At 40.2% G+C, this 21,666-nt stretch carries 16 protein-coding genes; 14 read left to right on the top strand and 2 right to left on the bottom strand.

Annotation, left to right across the window (positions count from 1 at the left end; all coding sequences use genetic code 11):
• Positions 1–62 precede the first annotated feature (62 nt).
• Entirely contained in the window at positions 63–572 is a 510-nt protein-coding gene (locus IEV91_RS20520) for a competence protein ComK (RefSeq protein WP_188499291.1), read from the bottom strand.
• Between the two features lie 576 nt (positions 573–1,148).
• On the bottom strand, positions 1,149–2,015 hold the full coding sequence (locus tag IEV91_RS20515) for a LysR family transcriptional regulator (protein WP_188499290.1): 867 nt from the start codon (positions 2,013–2,015) through the stop codon (positions 1,149–1,151).
• Between the two features lie 173 nt (positions 2,016–2,188).
• Here IEV91_RS20515 and tcuA point away from each other — a divergent pair, with 173 nt between their 5' ends.
• The 14 genes from tcuA (at position 2,189) to aspA (ending at position 21,526) form a co-directional block, all read left to right on the top strand.
• Positions 2,189–3,703 (top strand): FAD-dependent tricarballylate dehydrogenase TcuA, encoded by a 1,515-nt coding sequence (gene tcuA / locus IEV91_RS20510; protein WP_188499289.1) that lies wholly within the window; start codon positions 2,189–2,191, stop codon positions 3,701–3,703.
• Positions 3,704–3,845: 142 nt separating this feature from the next.
• Complete coding sequence (locus tag IEV91_RS20505) at positions 3,846–4,829, top strand: asparaginase (protein WP_188499288.1); 984 nt, start codon at positions 3,846–3,848, stop codon at positions 4,827–4,829.
• Between the two features lie 19 nt (positions 4,830–4,848).
• Positions 4,849–6,240, top strand: a complete 1,392-nt coding sequence (locus IEV91_RS20500) for an MmgE/PrpD family protein (protein ID WP_188499287.1) — start codon at positions 4,849–4,851, stop codon at positions 6,238–6,240.
• 24 nt (positions 6,241–6,264) lie between these two features.
• Complete coding sequence (allB, locus tag IEV91_RS20495; protein WP_188499286.1) at positions 6,265–7,671, top strand: allantoinase AllB; 1,407 nt, start codon at positions 6,265–6,267, stop codon at positions 7,669–7,671.
• Positions 7,672–7,934: 263 nt separating this feature from the next.
• Positions 7,935–9,194, top strand: coding sequence for an MFS transporter (locus IEV91_RS20490; protein ID WP_229745678.1), 1,260 nt, complete (start codon positions 7,935–7,937; stop codon positions 9,192–9,194).
• Between the two features lie 438 nt (positions 9,195–9,632).
• The gene (locus IEV91_RS20485; protein WP_188499285.1) at positions 9,633–10,583 is read left to right on the top strand and encodes an ornithine cyclodeaminase family protein; all 951 of its coding nucleotides are present in this window, start codon (positions 9,633–9,635) and stop codon (positions 10,581–10,583) included.
• 188 nt (positions 10,584–10,771) lie between these two features.
• On the top strand, positions 10,772–12,169 hold the full coding sequence (locus tag IEV91_RS20480) for an NAD-dependent malic enzyme (protein WP_188499284.1): 1,398 nt from the start codon (positions 10,772–10,774) through the stop codon (positions 12,167–12,169).
• A 137-nt stretch (positions 12,170–12,306) separates the two neighbouring features.
• The gene (locus tag IEV91_RS20475) at positions 12,307–13,902 is read left to right on the top strand and encodes a PucR family transcriptional regulator (protein WP_188499283.1); all 1,596 of its coding nucleotides are present in this window, start codon (positions 12,307–12,309) and stop codon (positions 13,900–13,902) included.
• Between the two features lie 142 nt (positions 13,903–14,044).
• Entirely contained in the window at positions 14,045–15,328 is a 1,284-nt protein-coding gene (locus IEV91_RS20470) for a Zn-dependent hydrolase (protein ID WP_188499282.1), read from the top strand.
• Positions 15,315–16,094 carry a dihydroorotate dehydrogenase electron transfer subunit gene (locus tag IEV91_RS20465; RefSeq protein ID WP_188499281.1) on the top strand — a complete coding sequence of 260 codons (780 nt, stop codon included), beginning with the start codon at positions 15,315–15,317 and terminating at the stop codon, positions 16,092–16,094. The genes IEV91_RS20470 and IEV91_RS20465 overlap by 14 nt, the downstream gene beginning before the upstream one ends.
• The gene (locus tag IEV91_RS20460; protein WP_188499280.1) at positions 16,091–17,032 is read left to right on the top strand and encodes a dihydroorotate dehydrogenase; all 942 of its coding nucleotides are present in this window, start codon (positions 16,091–16,093) and stop codon (positions 17,030–17,032) included. The genes IEV91_RS20465 and IEV91_RS20460 overlap by 4 nt, the downstream gene beginning before the upstream one ends.
• Positions 17,033–18,430 (top strand): allantoinase AllB, encoded by a 1,398-nt coding sequence (gene allB / locus IEV91_RS20455; RefSeq protein WP_188499279.1) that lies wholly within the window; start codon positions 17,033–17,035, stop codon positions 18,428–18,430.
• 295 nt (positions 18,431–18,725) lie between these two features.
• Positions 18,726–20,024, top strand: a complete 1,299-nt coding sequence (locus tag IEV91_RS20450) for a CapA family protein (RefSeq protein ID WP_188499278.1) — start codon at positions 18,726–18,728, stop codon at positions 20,022–20,024.
• A gap of 77 nt (positions 20,025–20,101) precedes the next feature.
• Positions 20,102–21,526 carry an aspartate ammonia-lyase gene (gene aspA, locus IEV91_RS20445; protein WP_188499277.1) on the top strand — a complete coding sequence of 475 codons (1,425 nt, stop codon included), beginning with the start codon at positions 20,102–20,104 and terminating at the stop codon, positions 21,524–21,526.
• The last annotated feature ends 140 nt before the right edge of the window (positions 21,527–21,666 follow it).

Below are 21,666 nucleotides of genomic sequence, written 5' to 3'. Positions count from 1 at the left end.
ATACAAAAAAATACCTGTAGGTGAAACACTCTTTTTCAAGTGTCCTACCTACAGGTACCATTTTAACTCTGTAATTGGGCGCGATCTTTGTTTTTTTGAATATGGTTCATAATGCAATGGGAGGTTCGGACGTATTGCCGATATAAGGAACTATAGGAGACTTTCACATGGAGTGGTTTCTTGCGGTCCTTAAAAAGAACGATAGACTTTTTCCGATTCGTGGGATGTGGAATAATGGTTTTCACATGGTGATAGAAAATCCAGTAGCAATACTCATCATCGGGTGAATGCGTAGGGAATGCATAAATGCCTTCTTGGGGATAGACAGGGATAGGGACTTTGTTCCATCTTTTCCGAGGACAAAGCTCATGAATCACTGCTTCCCGTCTCCCGTTATAACTTGCTCCACCATCAAGACACCCGGCTTTAATGAGCTGAAGGGGTCTTTTTTTGACATGAACCTGATTATCGTTAGGTTCTAATACAACGGTATGGTAGTCGATGTCTCGAGCGTTTAGTATGGCCACAGTGTCTAGGGTAATTTCATAACTTCCAAAAACGTCTTCATTCATTTTCACAATCTCCTTACTTTGTGGGATGTTAGTACAGAATAAAAAACATCATGTCGAAGCAAGGTGTTAATGGGTAATAATTCTATATTATGAAGTAAACGTTAAATGTTAATATAATTGTAAAACGCTTACAATGAAAATTCAAGCCCAATGTGGTAAAAAAGGACTATTTTTGTCGAAGGGTGGGGTTTTGTGATCGGTTGTTCCAAGATGGGGACAAGGGGATGGGGACAAGGGGACAGGTTTGTTGTCCCAGGGAAGAAGCCTTCAAGAACAGAGAGGGACATTGGGGCGGGAATCTTGCTCGCTTAAAGATTAAGACTACATTATGTCGTTAGACTCCCCAAGTCATGATCACCCATATGATGTTTCGGGATAAGAGGTGGAAATAAAAGGTTAAAGAGCATAAGTGCGTAAGGAGAAAGAGAGGGGGACTTTAGCAAAAGGCCCATTTAAAGGCACCAATGCTAGCAAAATTATTAGATCTTAGCCTTACGGATTACTAGTGTCCAGATTGATGAACATATCAGTCTAGATATTATAAAGGTTGGATTCAGGTGAGTTTATTTTCTAAGGTTACTCTGATGCTAAGTAAAATGCTTTCGTAAATCTCACAAAAGCTTTGATGATATTGAGGCCTAAAAGTTCCTTTCTATATAAAAGCCATGTTCTTCTTAAGATTTTTTTATTGTTCATCACTAAATCAGCGGTATATAAATGATCGCTTTCTCTGAGAGAGATACTTGGAAAAAGAGCATAACCAAGCCCTTTTTTTACTAACTCTTTACAGGTTTCGATTCGGTCCACCTCCATGGATACTTTTGGTGGAACATTAAACGAACTTTGCCACCATTCATCAAAAGTATTTTTTAAATGAAAGTCTGTTTGGTATCTTATTAAACTGAGTTTTGGCAAGTCATTGATGTGGAGCTTGTCTTTTGAAGCAACGCATAATGTTTCTTCATTTAAAACAATTCGTTCACCTGACCAATGATGTTCCCCTCTCGATATACCAATATGAATCTCTTCCTTTTCCAGTAATTCATGTATTTTTGGGCTCCAGCCAGTGGTTAAATTAATCTCCACGTTAGGATATTCCGCCAAGAAACCCTCTAATAATAAAGGGAGTTGGTAGAGCGCGAAATTGCTAGATACGCCCAGTCGTAAGGTTCCATGAACCTCTTCTTTCATATTTATTATATTGTCTTTAGCCTTTCTTAATTCTTTAATCATCGTTCTTGCATAATTGACTAGATATTCCCCCTCATTTGTAAAGGTTACTCCATTTTTACTTCTCTTTATGACTTCCGAATGAAACTCTTTTTCTATTTGTTTTATTCTATAGGTCAATGCCGGTTGAGAGATATATAGTTTTTGTGCTGTTTTGGTAATTGAACCCTCATCGAATAAGGTTGATAACAGTATCCAATCTTTTTCATTCATGAAGTGATAACTCCTTCGTTGAAAAGGCTATATATTGTTATAAAAAAATTTTATGTTAAAACATAAAAAAATACTATTTTACTTATGTTTGTTTTTAATTTAGCATATTTGTATACAATTTAAAAGTTTCCGAAATATGATATAATAACAATTTTAAACTTGGGGTGACTCTTATGGTAGATAAATTTGAAAAACATTACGATGTAGTTGTCGTTGGAGCGGGGAATGCCGCCCTTTGTGCTGCAATTGCTGCTAGTGAGGCTGGGGCTAAGGTCCTTGCATTGGAGAAGGCTCCAAAACATAAACGAGGAGGAAACTCCTTTTTTACAGATGGGGCCATACGTTTTGCTTTCCATGGATTAGATGATTTGAGAAAAGTGATTCCTAGCATTTCAGATGAAGAGGCCAAAAAAATTAATATGCCGCCTTATACCGAAGAAAAATATTATTCGGACTTAATGGAAGCTACTAGACATAAATCAGACCCTGATTTGGCTAAGCACCTTGTTTACGAGTCCTATAACACTATTAAATGGATGCATGAACAGACAATAGACTTCGATCTCATATACGATAACCAATCCTTCTTAAAGGATGGCATTCACCATTTTTGGGGAGGATTACCTGTAAAGACAAGTGGTAGAGGTGTCGGCTTAATAGAGCAGTTAAATAAAAGGGCAAAAGCATTAGGTATAGATATTTGGTATGAATCTCCAGCTATTCGTATGACAACTCATGATGACCGTATTTCTTCTATAGTGGTCAAAAAGGGCGATGAAGAAGTCACTGTGCAAACAAAGAGTGTCGTTCTTGCGTGTGGAAGTTTCGAAGCAAATAAAAAGCTTCGTGCAGAAAAGTTAGGAGAAATTTGGAACAATGCAATTGTAAGAGGAACAGAATTTAACACAGGTGATGGGTTGTCAATGGCTTTTTCTGTAGGCGCCCAGCCTTTCGGTGAATGGGATTGTGGTCATTCTATAGGAACAGATGCCAATGCACCAAAGGTGGGGGACTTTACTAAGCCAGGAGATATTTATAAAAAGCACTCCTATCCATTAGGGATTATGATCAATAAAGAAGGCTTTCGATTTGTTGACGAGGGAGCAGACTTTAGAAATTACACTTATGCAAAGTACGGAAGAGAGATTTTAAAACAGCCAGGTCATGTTGCTTATCAAATCTTTGATTCTCAAGTAAGGGATATGCTGCGCGATGAATATAATAGGGAAGAAGCAACGTGTTATCAAGCTGAAACGATTGAAGATTTAGTAGAACAGTTAGATGTTGACCGGGAACAATTTATTAAAACAATCGAAGACTATAATAACGCTGTACAAGAGGGCGCCTATCATCCTTCTGAGAAGGACGGTAAATGCACAAAGGGGATAACGCCTCCAAAATCAAATTGGTCTTTGAAAATTGAAGAAGGTCCTTTCTATGCCTTTCCTGTGACCTGTGGGATTACTTTCTGTTTTGGAGGGGTAAGGGCGAACAATAAGGGAGAAGTTTTAAACAAAAAGGGTGAACCTATTAAGGGACTATTTGCGGCCGGAGAAATGATTGGGGGCATTTTCTATGAAAACTACCCAGGTGGTTCCGGGTTAATGTCAGGAGCAGTATTTGGCAAAACCGCAGGGGTATCTGCAGCACAATATGTGAAACATAATGAAACACTCACTCAAAATTAGAAGAATGTATACTAGCAAAAACCTAAAAATATTGGGAGTTTAAGTGATTAAGAATCTTGATTAAATCTTTGTTACTTAAAGTATTCTTTTTTATGAAAGCCCTTTAATAAGGGCTATCTTTTAATATGTGAGGGGGAGGACAGTGCAACCAAGAATTCGTATTATTTCAGTTGGAGGAACCATTTCCTCAGCAGAAAAGGATAATGCCTTATCTTCTCCAACATATGCAGGAGAAGAGATTATAAAATTAGTTCCAGGTATTGAGGAATATGGAATGATAGAAGTTGAGAATTTTAGTAAGGTGCTTAGTAGTCAGCTATCTGTCGAACAAATTTTTAATTTAAGCATGAGAATTCACGATATTTTTGAAGAGGATCCTGAATTAACAGGTATTGTCGTTACCCACGGGACAGGAACACTTGAGGAAAGTGCTTTCATGGCAGATTTAATGGTCGATGACAGTAGACCTGTGGTTTTTACTGGAGCAATGCGGAGCTTATCAGACCCTTTTACAGATGGTCCGTTTAATATATTGAATGCGGTTCGTATTGCCGTAAGTGAAAATGCAATGGATAAGGGTGTCATGGTGGCTCTAAATAGCGTCATTCATCCTGCTAGTGAAGTTTATAAATCTCATACCACTAATGCGGATACTTTCAATTCAGGAGAATTTGGACCTCTGGGATATGTTTATCCAGATCGGATCCATTTTGCAAGAACGCTACTTGCCAAGCCAAAGATCAATACTCAACGCCCTAATTTCAATGTCGATTTAATAAAATATGTGGTGGGAATGGATGATAGATTTATACGAGCCTCAATAGCCTCTGGAGCAAAAGGGATGATCATTGAAGCTTCCGGGCTAGGCAATGTGAATGACTCACTAGCCGATGGCATTGAATTAGCTTTACAGAAGGGGATCGTAGTTGTGATTTCCTCCAGATGTACCAATGGCCGTGTTTACCCTTCTTATGGTACAAAAGCCGGGGGAGGGTCGTTACTGGAAAAGGGCTGTATTTTAACTTCTATGTCTGGTCCAAAAGCGCGCATGATGTTAATGCTCTGTCTTGGAGAATCTATGAAACATATGGAAGTTCAGCATTTATTTGACCCTGAAGGACCATAGAATACGAGAGGGTGGCGATATGAAGGTGATCCAAGAGGATATTGCTCAGGCGACTTATCAGTTAGCAGAATTTATTGCTTCGGTAAATCATCAAGACATTCCTATTCATGTGAGAGAGCATGCGAAATTGACTCTAGCGGATACTATAGGAGTTGCACTTCGCGGATCATTTGAACCAGAGATGAAACGACTCTATCAAAAACTAGCCAAGGGGAAAGGGTCAGTTATTCTGAAAAGTGGATTTCCAGAGGTAGATCCGAGTGTTGCGGCTTTTTTAAATGCCACAGCCACTTGTTTTTTGGAATTGGATGAAGGCAGTCGACCCACGGGGCATCCTTCATTGCACGTCTTTCCGGTTGCTTTTGCGCTTTCCCAAGCCTTAAATAAAACGGGAGCTGATTTTTTAACAGCTTATATATTAGGCTATGAGGCTCAGTACCGCGTTCAAAAAGCTACAAGTTTAAGAAAAATTGTTCATCCCCATGGGAACTTTGGTCAAATTGGCGCAATTGTTGCGATAGGAAAAATCATGGAGTGGGATGTTGAACAATTAAGACAAGGGATGAATGCTGCCGCTGGTTTAACCCTAGGGACTTCATGGCAACCATGCTTAGAGGGTGCCACCGTCCGCAATGCCTTTCCGGGTTTGACTGCTCAAATCGCTTTTACTGTAAAGGATTTAATAGAAAGTGGTTTTACAGGATATGATCGGGCATTAAGTGAAACTTTTGGTGAAATTTTAGGTGAGCATTTTAATACTGGGACCTTGACAGAAGAATGGGGCCAAAATTATGGGTTATTGGACAACTACTTCAAATTTCATGCAGCCTGTGCGCTTGTTCATCCAGCACTGGATGCGACCGCCAATGCTTTAAAAGGGAGTTTAACTCATGGGGAATTTCCAATCATGCATGTCAAAAACTTGCCCAACCCAAAAGCGATAAAGGGGATAAAAGTAAAAGTGGCTAAAAATGCGGCACGGCTAAATGTGTTAGCCAAGGGCAATCAGCTCTCAGCAAAGTTTTCAATTCCTTATGCTGTGGCTATGTATCTAGTAAAAGGGCATTCTGGGGTAGAAAATTTCCAAGGTGAAGTTTTAATGGATCAAGTGATAGTACGCTTAGCAAAAAAGGTAGATGTAGAGGAAGACGCTCAATTAAGTTCAAAATGGCCAGATGAAGCTGCTGCACAAGTAACCATAGAAATGAAGAATGGGGAAGCGCTCGTTGGACATTGTTCAAATCCTTATGGAAGCTCTGCTCATCCGCCATTAAAAGAGGATCTGTTTGTTAAATTTAGGTCGTTAACTGATGGGATTTTTAGTGAATCCACGAAGGAAGATATTTGGGAGGCATGCCTTGATATAGAAAGTGAAAAGGATTTGTCACTCTTTTTTAAGAGGAATTTTTAAATCAATTCAGAGGAGGGAATTGTTATGCAATACGATTTAATCATTAAAAATGGTGAAGTTGTTACATCGCAAAATACTTTTTCAGCAGATATTGGTGTGAGTAATGGGAAGATTGTAGACATTGGTATGTTGGATGGTGCTCAAACTCGCGAAGTATACGATGCAAAAGGTAAATACGTATTTCCAGGCTTTATTGATGAGCACGTTCACAGCAGAGATCCTGGATTAACCCATAAAGAGGATTTTACTCATTTAACACAATCTGCTGCTGCTGGAGGCGTTACAACCGTTATTGAAATGCCTAATACAGTTCCTCCAGTAAGTGATGAGGCTTCTTTTTATTCTAAGGTAGAACATTTGTCGCCAAAAGCCTTTGTTGATTTTGCGCTTTTAGGAATGGTATTGGGTGATTTAAATACAAAGAAATTACAAGCAATGGCAGATGCCGGGGTCGTTGGTTTTAAGCTGTTTTGGGGTTACTATCTCAATCCTAAAACATTGGAGTTGGTATATAATCCTTCTAAGGGTGACGATGTACTTCCGCCACCTGATGATGGACAAATCTTTGACGCCTTTCATACCATTGGTCAAACGGGTAAAGCTGTATGTATTCATGCCGAGAATAGTGCTGTGATTTCGCGGATGGTGGAAATTGAAAAAAATAAAGGGAAGACAGATTATCTTTCATTCCTTTCTTCTAGACCCTCATTTACTGAGGCTCTTACGATTCAAACAGGCATCACAATTGCAAATGCTGCAGGCGCACATTTGCATATCTTACACATAGCAGCAGGTGAAGGTGTGGATCTCGTAGCTGAAGCTAGAAATAAGGGCATGAAGGTTACTGGAGAAACCTGTCCACATTATTTAACCCTTACAGATCAAGACTATCCGCGTGCAGGCGTTAATATGAAAATTTACCCTCCGATTCGAGAAGCTAGTCATCAAGACCGTCTTTGGCAAGGTGTCCAACAAGGTCACATTCAAGCTATAGGTTCTGACCATGCACCGCATACGGAAGAAGAGAAGGTAGGAGATATATGGAACGTACCTGCGGGTGCTACAGGTGTACAGACTATAGTTCCTGTCATGTTAGATAGCGTCGCAAAAGGGAAGATAACTCTAAATCAGCTCGCTTCATTATTATCAGAAGCTCCTGCAAGAATTTGGGGTTTGTATGGTAAAAAAGGTGTTATTCAACCGAATGCTGACGCCGACTTTACTATTGTTGATATGAATGCAACGATGACGATTAGAAAAGATGATCTATTATCTAAAAGTCAAGTCACTCCTTATGATGGCTTAACTATGAAAGGAGCACCTGTTGCTTCCTTTATCAGAGGACGGCAGGTCATGTCTGATGGTAAACTCGTTGGAGAAAGAATTGGAGAATTTGTTAAACCAGTGGGTAAATCTGAATACAAATGGTAAACTAGGTAACCACCTTTTTATGTAAGTGGCTATAAGAAGGTGGTCCAAGAAAATGATTTGATCAGTGTTGTTGGTTTATACAAATACTTGTCTTAGAAATTGTCACTATCGTTAATGACTTGAGATTACATTACTATTAGTATTAGTTTAATGGTTCTTTTTGAAAGCACTTCCATTATAGCAGAGTTAATATTCTTAATATTCGGTAAAGTGAATTTAAGAATGAACCAACATTAGAAGTTATATTAGAAGGAGGTCATCTTTTGGAGAATCAATCTTTAGAGACAAATAATATGTTTGAAGAAATGCCTGGAGATAAAAAAATTACAAAATATCAATGGCAAACATTATGGGCATCTTTCACAGGTTATGCAATGGATGGACTAGATATGATGATTTTAGCATTTGCGTTACCTCTCATTTCTTCTGATTTAGGGCTGAATTCAGCTGAAGCAGGCTTCATATCTACCATAACATTGATAGGGACAGTCATTGGGGGATACATTTTCGGTGCATTAGCGGATATTTATGGAAGGGTAAAGATATTCTCTTTAACGATTTTAATTTTCTCTGTCTTCACAGGCCTTTGTGCGATTGCCTCGAATATTTTTTGGTTAGACCTTTTTCGCCTATTATCCGGTTTAGGTATAGGTGGGGAATTTGGAATTGGAATGACTTTAGTTAGTGAAACATGGTCCAAGAAATATCGCTCACGCGCAACTGCAGGTGTAGCAGTAGGCTTTCAGGTAGGGATAGTTCTTGCAACCATATGTGTTATGCTTATAGCTCCTCATTTTGGTTGGCGTGGTGTTTTTCTAATTGGTGTTTTACCAGCTCTATTTGCATGGTGGTCAAGAAGAAAATTAGACGAGCCTGAACTATGGAAAAAGAGTAATCAAGCTAGGAAAGCTAATGATAGAAAGATACCACTAAAACAATTGTTTGATTCACCTAAAAGAGTTGGCATTACATTAGGATTAATACTGATAACAGGTGTACAGAATTTTGGGTTCTATGCAATTATGACTTGGTCGCCCACTATGCTTGCAGATCAATTTAACTTTTCATTTTCAGATACAACCTCTTGGACGGTGGTCACAACAATAGGAATGATCCTAGGGATTATTGTCTTTGGTTACCTTTCTGATAAATGGGGGAGAAAACCATCCTACATTATTTTTCAACTTGCATCAGCCATCATAGTTTGGATATTCTTCCAGCAAAGTGCATTTGCTTTGTTACTATTACTTGGCGCCATTATGGGATTCTTCGTTAATGGAATGATGGGTGGTTATGGTGCATGGATGGCAGAACATTATTCAACAGAAATTCGTTCAACCGCTGAAAATTTTATTTTTAATTCGGGTAAGGGTATTGCTGGATTTGGTCCGTTCATTATTGGTTACCTTGCGTTAAAGCATTCTCTGAGCTATTCTTTAGGGCTTATTTCAGGTATTTATTTTCTCGCGGCAATTGCTGTAGTGCTTTTAATACCAGAAACAAAGGGTAAGGAATTGGAATAGTCATATTTGAATTTAGGGAAACGAAGGATCCACAGTGCGGTTTGTGTGTGGTCTCACTATATTCATCATACTTGGTGATGGGTTAGCTTAATGGCAAAGGTCCTTTAGGCTAACCTTTCGTTATTCTCAATATTATCTATGAGGCTGATAACGGTCTATAGAATAAATGAATTTGATGAAAAAGGCATTGTCTACCGGCTAAAATCAGAATTGGATAAAGGAAGAGCTTTGTTGATTATGATAACGTTTTACCCGCTTTTATGTCCTTAGTGACAATGTTTTTGAGAACCTCAAGCGATATAATCATATTAATTAGTCTTTTATTCATCGTATGGAAGGTTGACGACAAATCATTTATGGAAGCACGTTCGCTAAAAAAGTTTGATACACCCTTTGTTGAGGGCATAAACCTAGAACTCATGTAAGGAGATAAAAAACATGGCATTGTATTTATCTGAAAATGATGTGACCACACTATTGTCAATGGAAGAGGCTATAAAAGCTGTAGAATATGGACTTAAAGAGTTTGCAAATAAGCGCGCTCAGAATCAGCCTAGAAATCGTGTAGTCGTAGGTTCCACAACCCTTAATGTCATGTCATCCTCAATGACAGAACAGAAAATATTAGGTGTGAAGAATTATACAACAACGCCTAAAGGGCCAAATGCTTATTTTCTATTATTTTCGGAGGAGGGAGAACTTCTCTGTTTGATGGAAGCTGATGAACTAGGGCGAATACGTACGGGTGCAACAACAGCACTGGCAACAAAATGGCTTTCAAAGGCAGACGCTAATACAGTAACTCTTATTGGGACGGGTTTTCAAGCTGAAACACAATTGAAGGCGATCTGTGAAGTGAGAAACATAGAACAGATAAAGGTATGGAGCAGACGCCAGGAATCCATTCAGAGCTTTTGTAAGCAACTACAATCTGAGGTTCAAGCTGAACTTTTACCCGTCTCTGATATTGAAAAAGCTGTTCAAGGGTCGGATATTATAACAACAGTAACGAGTGCTACTGAACCCGTATTAAAAGGGGAGTGGATATCTGAAGGTGCCCATATTAATGCTGTGGGTAATAATCGAATAAATGAGAGAGAGATTGATAGTAGGGCTGTCAAAGTGGCGGATGTTATCATTACAGACTCTATTGAACAATCAAAAAATGAATCAGGGGATCTCGTTCTTGCTGTGGCTGAAGGTGTCGAGGTCTGGAACAGAATTAAAAATCTCTCTGATTTACTTATAGGGTCTGTAAAGGGACGTGAAAGTGAAGACCAAGTCACTTTATTTAAATCTAATGGCCTCGCCATAGAAGATATATCCGTAGCTTACTATGTTTATAAAAAGGCTATGAATTCTGGTGTAGGTAAGGAAATGAAGATATAAATAGATAAGGACTCTATCATCAATTTATTTTCGTATCCATTAGTTACTTGGTTCATATTAAATAAATGAGCTACGTTTTATGATTGGCCTTTAATCTATGATATGGAAGTCCTTGTGAGGTAAGTTGTGCAGATTTACAAGAGATAATAGAGAGATTATGATAATGAGGGTTAAAAAGGAGAAAAAACATGCCATATAATAATTTAATCGCTCGAGTTGAGTTAAATAACATTTCATTTGGCGAGGTTGCTTCCGTTATAGGAAAAGCAGGTGGAGATATAATATCAATTGATGTGATCAGTTCTAGTGGGGATTCCTCCATACGTGACATTACAATTGAGGTCATGGATAAAGAGGAAGAAAGGGTCCTTGAATCTTTGAAGTCTATGTCTGGCATCAAAATCATTAATGTATCCGATCGAACCTTTCTCGCCCATTTAGGTGGAAAAATATCCATCAAATCAAAAATACCTATTCATAATAGAGATGATTTATCAAGGGTATACACACCAGGTGTTGCGCGTGTTTGTTCCGATATTCATGAAAACGAGCGAAAAGCATACTCTTTGACGATTAAAAGGAATACTGTCGCTGTTGTCTCCGATGGGAGCGCTGTTCTTGGCCTTGGAAATATAGGGCCACTTGCATCGGCTCCAGTCATGGAGGGTAAAGCGATGTTATTCAAGCAACTAGCGGATGTTGATGCGTTTCCAATCTGTTTAGATACTCAGGATACTGAGGAGATCATCCAGACCGTGAAAAACATAGCGCCCATTTTTGGTGGAATTAATCTAGAGGACATTAGTTCACCACGTTGTTTCGAAATTGAAAGTCGCTTGAGTGAAGAATTAGATATTCCAGTTTTTCATGATGATCAACACGGAACTGCCGTGGTTGTTGTTGCAGGTCTTTTAAATGCTTTAAAAGTTGTCGGCAAAAAAATTGAAGACGTTCGTGTCGTTGTGAATGGAATTGGTGCAGCAGGTGTTGCTATTTGTAAAATGCTGATCAATGCGGGAGTAAAGAGTCTTGTTCCTGTGGACCGTGATGGCGCAATCATCAATGGTGGAAGCTATCCTTATCCAATGTGGCGATGGTTAGCCGAACAAGAACAGGTCGAGAAAAAGCAAGGAACATTAAAAGATGTGATTCAGGGGGCCGATGTTTTTATTGGTGTATCAAGGGGGGGCTTACTCTCGGGTGAAGATGTCCGTAAGATGGCAGTAGATCCCATTGTTTTTGCCATGGCTAATCCTTATCCTGAGATTTCTCCAGAAGAAGCTCTTGAGCATGTTAGAGTCTTTGCCACAGGGCGTAGTGATTACCCAAATCAAATCAATAATGTACTCGCTTTTCCTGGGATTTATCGTGGAGCCCTTGATTGTCGGGCAACACATATTAATGAACCCATGAAGCTGGCTGCTGCTCGAGCCATCGCTGCTGCCGTTACAGATAAAGAATTAAACGAGCAGTATATTATTCCAAGTATTTTTAATGAACAAGTCGTATCAAAAGTACGACAGTCTGTTATACAAACCGCGATTTTAACAGGAGTATCCCGTCGTATTCCAAAGGATTTTAGATAGGTAGTTGTACTATACACTCTAAAGAAAAATGAATAACAGAACTTTAAGAACAATAAATCGCTTCCTGAGCTTTTATTGTTCTTTTTTGTGTTAAGGTAAGAAGACAATGCAGAATAAAAGGGAAAAGGGGGAAATGGATGGGCATTACAGTAAAGAATGCAATGAAAATCGGTGGCTTACGGGAATGCAGAGTTGTAGCAGGGGAAAAGGGACTATCGCGAATCATTAACAATGTCACTATTATGGAAGTTTCCGATATCATACGTTGGCTGAAGGGAAACGAATTATTGTTAACTACCCTTTATCCTATTAAAGATGATCCGGTTGCTCAACGTGCGCTGATCCAGAAGCTTTATAAAAGTAAAACAACGGCACTTGCGATTAAACCGTTCCACATTATAAAAACTATTCCGGAAGTGATCCTTGAAGAGGCGGAGAAGCTTGGTTTCCCAGTCATTGAAATTCCTGAGAAAGTCAGCTATTTGGATATATTATCACCTGTGATGAATGTCGTTTTTGATAATAAGGTAGTACTTCAGGAGGATTTGGAGCAGGCAAGCAAAATATTAAGGGAAATTTCTTTAAGCAATAAAGGGATCGGTAAATTTATTGATACTTTAAGTTTCCTGACTAAAAATATCGTCACCGTTGAAAGCCAGTTACCATTTATGAAATTGCCAAAACCCGATGTTGACATTCCCCCACTCACCGAGGAGGAACAGAGGGAACTGGCATTGATTAAACACCCGATTCGGTTAGAGAGGATTTATGGGGACAAAAGAGTTCCTTGTATTGTTGCCCCTGTGATGCTAGATGGGCATATCTACGGTAATATTACCTGTTGGGGGATTAAAACAGATAATCTGGAAATTGACCTCGCTATTTTAGAGCAAGCGTCCACTTTCCTGTCTCTCGAATTTTTGAGGTTGAAAGTAAAATATGATGTCGAGCAACAATATAAAAACGACTTTATGCGCGAACTGTTATTCAACGAATCCATGAATCTACAAGATTTAATGGAGTGGGGAGAGAAATATGATTTTGTCAATGAGGGACAATATATCTGCCTGTTATTAGTGAACGATCGAACAGACTATAAGGAGGGGAATTTGGATACCTCAAAGGTTAACGAAGTCGATTATATTGTTCGTCAGCGCTGGCCGAAAGCTATTACAGGTAAGATCCGTGATCTTGTTTGTGTGATCTTACCGATAGATGATCTGAAAGGGGACAAGCTGAGGGGACAATGTGAACGTTTGTGCAGTGATCTGGATGCTTACGTTGAACGGCATTTTGTGTCATGTATGGGAGTAGGACGAGCCTATTCAGGAATAAAGGGTTTGAGGAAAAGCTATTACCAAGCAGAACAGGCGATTAAATTACGCCATCATGTCAAAGAATTTCAGAGGATTCTGTTTTATGATGACCTTGGTGTGTACCGGTTGTTGGGGCATTTAGTAGGAGGAAGAGAATTAACGGAGTTTTACGAGGAGACCATTGGAAAGTTGGTTAAGTATGATGAGCACCACGACCAAAAGTTGGTGGAGACCATCGAAGCTTATTTTCAACAGAATGAAAATCTAAAGGAAGCATCTCAGGCCCTGTATATTCATGTCAACACGTTAAAGTATCGGATTCAAAAGGTATCGACCATTACAGGCTATCATTTAAACCATTCAGATGGGAAAATGATGCTGCAACTGGGTTTAAAAATACATGAAATGTTAAGATAGTGCATTGTCTTTTATGACAATGCACTATTTATTTTTATGTCCATTATGACAACGAAATTCCGATAAGACTTTAATATAATGAATGTATATCGGAGCAATTAGAATGGATCTTCATTCATTGTGAACGAAAAGAGTGAGAGCGATGAATCTTAAACGAATTAAAGGGACATTAACACAATTTAATCAGATTGGTTATTCGGAAAACGGTATGAACAGGTTAGCCTATACTGTTGATGAGTTAAGGGCAAAAAAACTTTTTATGAGTATCTGTGAAAAAGAGGGCATGACCGTAAGAGTGGATGACTGTGGAAATATCATTGCTCGTAGAGAGGGGACAAATCCTGCCCTGCCTCCAGTAGCGATGGGGTCCCATCTGGATACCGTCATTGATGGAGGGCAGTACGATGGCACAGTTGGGGTCGTCGCAGGGATTGAAGTCATTCGCTGCTTAAACGACCGAAACCTCCAAACCAAACATCCTATAGAGGTGATTTGTTTTACCGCTGAAGAATCCTCAAGGTTCGGTGTCGCCACAATTGGGAGCAAGGCGATGGCAGGAAAGTTATTTAAAGAAAAAATAGGAAGTTTGAAGGATCGCAATGATATAACCTTCCAGGAGGCTTTTAAACGAGCGGGGTTTGATTTTGACATGATTGAAAACGCATCCAAAAATCCCGGAGATTTCAACGCCTTTTTTGAAATGCATATTGAACAGGGGCCGGTTTTAGAGAAGAAAGGGAAAAAAATAGGCATTGTTACTGGTATAGCGGCTCCAACCCGAATAAAGGTCACACTTGAAGGGAAGGCATCGCATTCGGGAACAACGCCTATGGATCTTCGCAGAGATGCCTTTTTGGGTGCCGCTGAGCTTGGATTAATTGTAGAAAGGGCAGCCAAATCAGAAGCCGATAAAGGCACTGTAGCGACAGTAGGGGATTGTACGATTAGACCAGGAGCGATGAACGTGGTACCGGGAAGGGCTGAAGTAAAAATTGACATTCGCGGGATCGATGGCGATTCCAAACAAAGAGTATGGGTAAACATCATGGAAGGATTAGACGATATTGAACATCGCCGTCATCTAATGACCCGTACTGAAATAATGATGGATGATCAACCGGTCCCGTTAAAAAAGGAAGTGATCTCATCTCTGCTTGATACGTGCCGAAAACTAGGACTTTCTTGTATACAAATGCCAAGTGGAGCAGGTCATGATGCAATGAACATGGCGAGCCTTTGTCCAACAGGATTGATTTTTATTCCATGTAGAGATGGACTCAGTCACCATAAAGATGAATTTGCCGCGTTGGAGGACATTGGTGTCGGAATCCTCTTATTAGAAGAAGAAGTTCTAAAATGGGCGACTTTGGATCATGGTAGGATGGATCAAGCCGCTATGGGGGAAAAGTCGCATGAAAGCTTATGATTTAAAATTGTTATCCAATCGTCAGGTAAGTGCACGGTATTGGCATATGGTTGTCGATGCATCAGCGGTTGAGGATAACGTTCAGCCGGGTCAATTCTTTAATATTCGCTGCGGTAATACCTACTCCCCACTTTTAAGGCGACCTTTTAGCATTTACAGGATCAACAAAAATACACTCGAATTTCTTTACTTGGTAAAAGGAGAAGGGACAAAAAAACTTACAGAACTCGAGAAAGGTGAAACGATCAATCTATTTGGTCCATTAGGGGTTCCATTTTCACTGGAAAAAGAGGATCAAACGATTTTGCTTTTGGCAAGAGGGGTTGGGATCGCAACGCTTGCGGCATTGGCTCAAGAGGCTAATGAGATGGGAATCAAAACGGTCGCTATTTTAAGTGCACGAACGCGTGATGATTTATTGGCTACAGAGGCTCTTCATAGCTTTGGTGCAGAAGTTTATAAGGTGACAGAGGAAGAGGGAACCAGTGATGTCGAAAATGTGCGGCAGATCCTTCATCGGATCTTGGACACACACCTCATTAATAGGCTCTTTACGTGCGGGTCAAAAAGATTGTCCGTTCTTCTACAAGGGATTGGAAAAGAAAGAGGAATCCCTGGGCAAATTGCTTTAGAAGAGCATATGGGGTGCGGAATGGGAGTTTGTTATGCCTGCGTGTGTGACATCCAACGTAGTGGTGCCAAACATTCAGTCAAAGTTTGCCAAGATGGGCCTGTGTTTTCACTCGAAGAGGTGGTATTAGCATGACGATAAATGAGCCTGACCTCACGGTAGATATCGGTGGTTTAGAACTTCAAAATCCTGTAATGCCTGCCTCCGGAGCCTTTGGAGAGGGCATGGATCAGGTGATTGATTTTAATCTCCTCGGGGCAGTTGTGCCAAAAAGCATCACAAAATTCCCGCGTGGGGGCAATCCGACACCACGGGTTTGTGAAACCTATGGTGGCATGATTAATTCGATAGGGATTCAAAGTAAGGGGATTGAACATTATCTGAATGAGACGCTTCCCTACTATAGGAAATACCAAGTGCCTTTGATTTCTAGTATTTCCGCTGAATCGGTTGAGGAATTTGTGGAAATGGCCGAAACGATTGAGGCTGTACCTAATGTGGCGGCGCTTGAACTGAATATCTCTTGTCCAAATCTTAAAGACAACGGTCTTGCTTTTGGAATGGATGAGGACATTACCTATGAACTGGTGCGTAAGGTAAGAGGGGTCACGAATAAACCCATTCTTACAAAGCTAACCCCGAACGTCACTAACATTCAAAAGATTGCTTTAGCGGCAGAAAATGCTGGGGCAGATGCGTTAGTGGTTGCCAATACATTACTTTCGATGGCAATTGACATTGACACATGGAAACCAAAAATTGGGAATGTTATGGGTGGATTGTCAGGACCGGCAGTAAAGCCGATTATTGTCAGACAAATCTACCAAGTGCATGAAGTCTCACGGCTTCCGATTATTGGTTGCGGCGGTGTAATGACGGCCGATGATGCGATTGAAATGCTGCTTGCTGGAGCAACAGCTGTACAGGTGGGAACGGCAAACTTTGTTACTCCCACGGCGATGATTGATATGATCGATGGGATTAGGAAATACATGAAAGCTCATGATCTTAAACGTATTGACGATATTGTAGGCAAGGTTGTTTTAACAAATCAAAAGAAGGTGGAGAGCTAAATGATTGAATGGGATCACATTATACGTAATGGAAAACTCGTGACAGCGAATGAATGTTATGAAGGTAATATTTATATAAAAGACGGTAAAATTGCCGCCGTCACACAAGATCACTTAAAAGGTACGGCAAAGGAAGAAACGGACGCCTCCGGACGCTATGTGTTACCTGGTTTAATGGACACTCATATTCATTCAAGGGATCCAGGCTCCACTCATAAAGAAGATTTTTATCATTCCACCTTGGCGGCTGCAGCAGGCGGGATTACTCTAGTCTTTGAAATGCCAAATACGAATCCTCCGATCAATCATGTTGAGAATCTACAAAAACAGGTGGATAACCTCTCACAAAAGGCAAATGTTGATTTTGGAATCTGGGGAATTTGTCTCGGAGACCTTAATTTGGATCAGATCCAGTCCCTGAATAAAGCAGGAGTTATTGGATTTAAATTCTTCTGGGGTTATGCGGTCAACCGAAATACCTTTGAATTAGTCTACAATTACAATCCTGATATGAAAGATATTATTCCTCCTTTTAAAGACGGAGAAGTATACAAGATTTTTAGAGAGGTGGCTAAGACTGGGAAACTACTGGCCGTCCATGCGGAAAACAACGATCTCATCCATACGCTGACAAATGAAATTCAGGCTAGTGGTGAGGACGACTACGAGGCACTATTAAAAGGACGTTCAGATTTAGCAGAATTGACAACGATCCAAACAGGTATCGCATTTGCGAGACACACGGGGGCAAGGCTTCATATACTTCATATCACCTCAGCTGAAGGTGTCAACGCGGTAAAAGCAGCACAGGAGAGGGGCGAATCGATCACGAGTGAGACTTGCCCTCACTATTTGTTTTTAAGCGCGGAGGATTATGACGAGATTGGTCCAGCGATGAAGGTTTATCCACCCGTAAAATACAAAAAGGATCAAGAGACACTTTGGGAGCGGATAGCCGATGGTACGATTTCGATCGTTTGTTCCGATCATGCGCCGCATACAGAAGAGGAAAAAGACGGTGATTTATGGACAATTCCAGCTGGAATGTGCGGCGTTGAAACAATGGTTCCGTTGATGCTCAATGCGGTTAACGAAGGGAAACTGACGATTCAGCAGGTGTCGGCTTTGCTCTCAGAAAATCCCGCAAAACAATTTGATATTTATCCACAAAAAGGCTCCATCCAACCGGGAACGGATGCTGATTTGACAATTGTGGATTTAAATCAGTCTTTTGAGATTAAAAGGGAGCACTTACACAGCAAAAGTAAAGTAACCGCCTTTGACGGGTTTAAAGGGAAAGGTGTGCCTGTTGCAACAATTATTCGCGGACAAACCGTTATGAAAGACGGTGAAATTGTCAGCGAACGTAAAGGCCAGTGGATCAAACCAAAGGAATAATAGATCTTAATTCTTTAATGTCAGAAAGTATAACGATATGGAAGACCTTATAAGTGCAACTTTGGCTTTCTCTGTTAAGGCTTGGTGACAAGGTAAGCTATCTAATAAGAAAAGAAGCATGTAATTTCTGGTCATCATGACGTTGTGGATTTCCGCGTCAAAACGCTCGCTTTCCTCATGCCCACAAGACTAAAGAAAGCTACTAAGAGACATTTTTGTGCCCGCCTGAATGAGGGATGGCACGCTTTACGCCAAGTTTTTCTAATATACCCCAAAAAAAGGAGGCGTGGTAGAGATGGAAGAAAGACAGCTTACTTTGGCTGCTACTGGTGATAGTTTTATTACTCGGCGGTTAAACTCAATGGCATTGGAATCCTTTTGTTCTATTTCTAATTTAATCAGAAGGGCTGATGTGCGATTTACGAATCTTGAGGTCACAACTCATAATGCAGAGGGCTATCCATCTGCTTTTAGTGGAGGGACATGGGCGATGGCCGATCCAGATGTGTTGGAAGATTTAAAGGCTTACGGGTTTAATCTTTTTGCTTGGGCGAACAACCACACAATGGATTATTCATACGGTGGATTATTAGCTACAGAGAGACATTTGAATCAAAGAAGAATGATCCATGCCGGTGTCGGAAAAAACCTTGCGGAAGCGAGTGCACCGAAATATCTTGAAACCCCCTCTGGTAGAGTAGCCATAATTAGTGCTACCTCTACTTTTCACGAGTCATGGAGAGCGGGTGATCAGAGACCAGATATGATTGGCCGGCCAGGTGTCAATCCTTTGAGATTCAAAACAACTTATTATACTAGTGAACAAAAAATTAAAGAATTAAAGGTGATTGCGGAAACTACGTTTGTTAACGCCGAACATAATTTGGCGATCAAAGAGGGATTTGAAATCGAGTCTAGTGACGGCATAGCCTTTGGGCCTTTACACTTTAAAAAGGGGAAAGAGCCAAGGAAAGAGACTGAGCCTTTACCCGCAGATATGGAAAGGCTTGAACATTCTATTCTGGAGGCACGCCGTCAAGCAGACGTGGTGATTGTAAGTATCCACTCACATGAGATGAAAGGTGAGGATAAGTCTGTCCCTGCGCAGTTTCTTGAGATAGCAGCGAGAAAGTGTGTCGATGCTGGTGCCGATGCAGTTATCGGGCATGGGCCACATGTATTAAGAGGGATTGAGATTTATCAAAACAAGCCCATTTTTTATAGCTTGGGGAATTTTATTTTCCAAAATGATACGGTGTCTGTCCTTCCTGCCGACTTTTATGAAAAATATGGATTGGGCCACACACATCATGTAGCAGATGCTTTGGATCAGCGAAGTGATAACGATACGAAGGGGCTAGGTGCCAATCGATATGTGTGGGAGTCAATCATCGCAGTCTGGAATATGAAAGGGAAAGACCTTACGGGTATTCAACTGCATCCCATTGAATTAGGATTTGGCTTGCCAAGGTACAAAAGAGGATGGCCCATGCTTACTGATAATCCAAATATTTTAGAGCATTTACGAAAATTAAGTCAACCTTATGGGACCTCCATAAAAATAGAAAACGGAACAGGGATTATTTCATTATAGTTATTTCATTTATCTTTTAGATATTTTTGAAAATCTGTATAGGAAACATCAAATTCACTTAATGGGAAGTTGAGACAATGAAGAATACTGCATTCAGGATAGAAAAGGATTTCTTAGGTTCAAAAGAAATTCCTTCTGCGGCTTACTACGGGATTCAAACTCTACGAGCGGTTGAAAATTTTCCCATTACAGGTTATCGGCTTCATGAGTCTTTAATTAAAGCTCTGGCCATTGTGAAAAAGGCAGCTGCAGCGGCGAATATAAAAGTGGGGCAACTTGACCCATTTATAGGTCGGGCCATTATACAGGCAGCCGAGGAAGTCATTGAAGGAAAGTGGAATACTCAATTTATTGTGGATCCGATTCAGGGTGGGGCAGGGACCTCGATTAATATGAATATTAATGAGGTTATCGCTAATCGCGCGCTTGAAATCATTGGTGATAGGAAGGGTAATTATAGCAGGATCAGCCCGAACACCCATGTGAATATGGCGCAATCGACTAATGATGTTTTTCCGACAGCTACCCATATTGCGGTTCTAAGCTTATTGGACACTTTACTCGGTACGATGCAGGAAATGAGTGGTGTTTTTAATCAAAAGGCACGGGAATTTGATTCAATTATTAAAATGGGTCGGACGCACCTTCAGGACGCTGTACCGATTCGACTCGGTCAGGAATTTGAAGCTTATCACCGTGTGCTTGAACGTGACATCGCGCGAATAAAGCAGTCCCGTATCCATTTATATGAAATAAATATGGGGGCGACGGCAGTTGGTACTGGATTAAATGCAGATCCCGATTACATTGAAAGGGTCGTTAAGCATCTTTCAGAAATAAGTGGGTTCTCATTGGCTGGGGCAAGCCATCTTGTTGATGCTACTCAGAATACAGATGCTTATACAGAAGTATCGGCAGCCTTGAAAGTATGTATGATCAATCTATCGAAAGTGGCCAATGATATACGTTTAATGGCTTCAGGACCACGAGCCGGACTCAATGAAATTAATATTCCTGCCCGACAACCAGGTTCTTCAATTATGCCAGGAAAGGTTAATCCGGTTATGGCTGAGGTTCTTAATCAAATTGCTTTTCAAGTTATAGGTAACGATCATACTATTTGTCAGGCCTCAGAAGCTGGTCAACTTGAGCTGAATGTCATGGAACCAGTTTTAGTCTTTAACCTACTTCAATCGATTAGTATCATGAATAATGGATTTAAATCATTTACGAAATACTGTTTGTCAGGTATTCAGGCGAATGAAGAAATTCTTAAGGAATATGTAGATAAAAGTATAGGGATAGTTACTGCATTAAATCCGCGTTTAGGGTATGAAAGTGCGGCATCTCTTGCAAGGCAAGCTATTCTTTCTGGTCAATCCGTTCGTGAGCTTTGTCTCTCTCAACATGTATTATCAGAGGATGAATTGGATATTATTTTAGATCCATACGAGATGACACATCCTAGAAAAGCGGAATATTATAAGGCACCCAATGGCTAATTTAGATAAATGGAACCTCTAAAATTATATAATAAAAAAAGGAGACTCAAAATATAATTGAGACTCCTTTTTAATTTTACGACTTTAGTCAGTTGAGCTCGCGATAGCGTGCGAAACAATAAACCACCTGCTATGCAGGT

The sequence above is a fragment of the Pullulanibacillus pueri genome (assembly GCF_014639255.1).
GTDB classification, from domain to species: domain Bacteria; phylum Bacillota; class Bacilli; order Bacillales; family Sporolactobacillaceae; genus Pullulanibacillus; species Pullulanibacillus pueri.
This window is presented reverse-complemented; position numbering and strand designations above follow the sequence as displayed.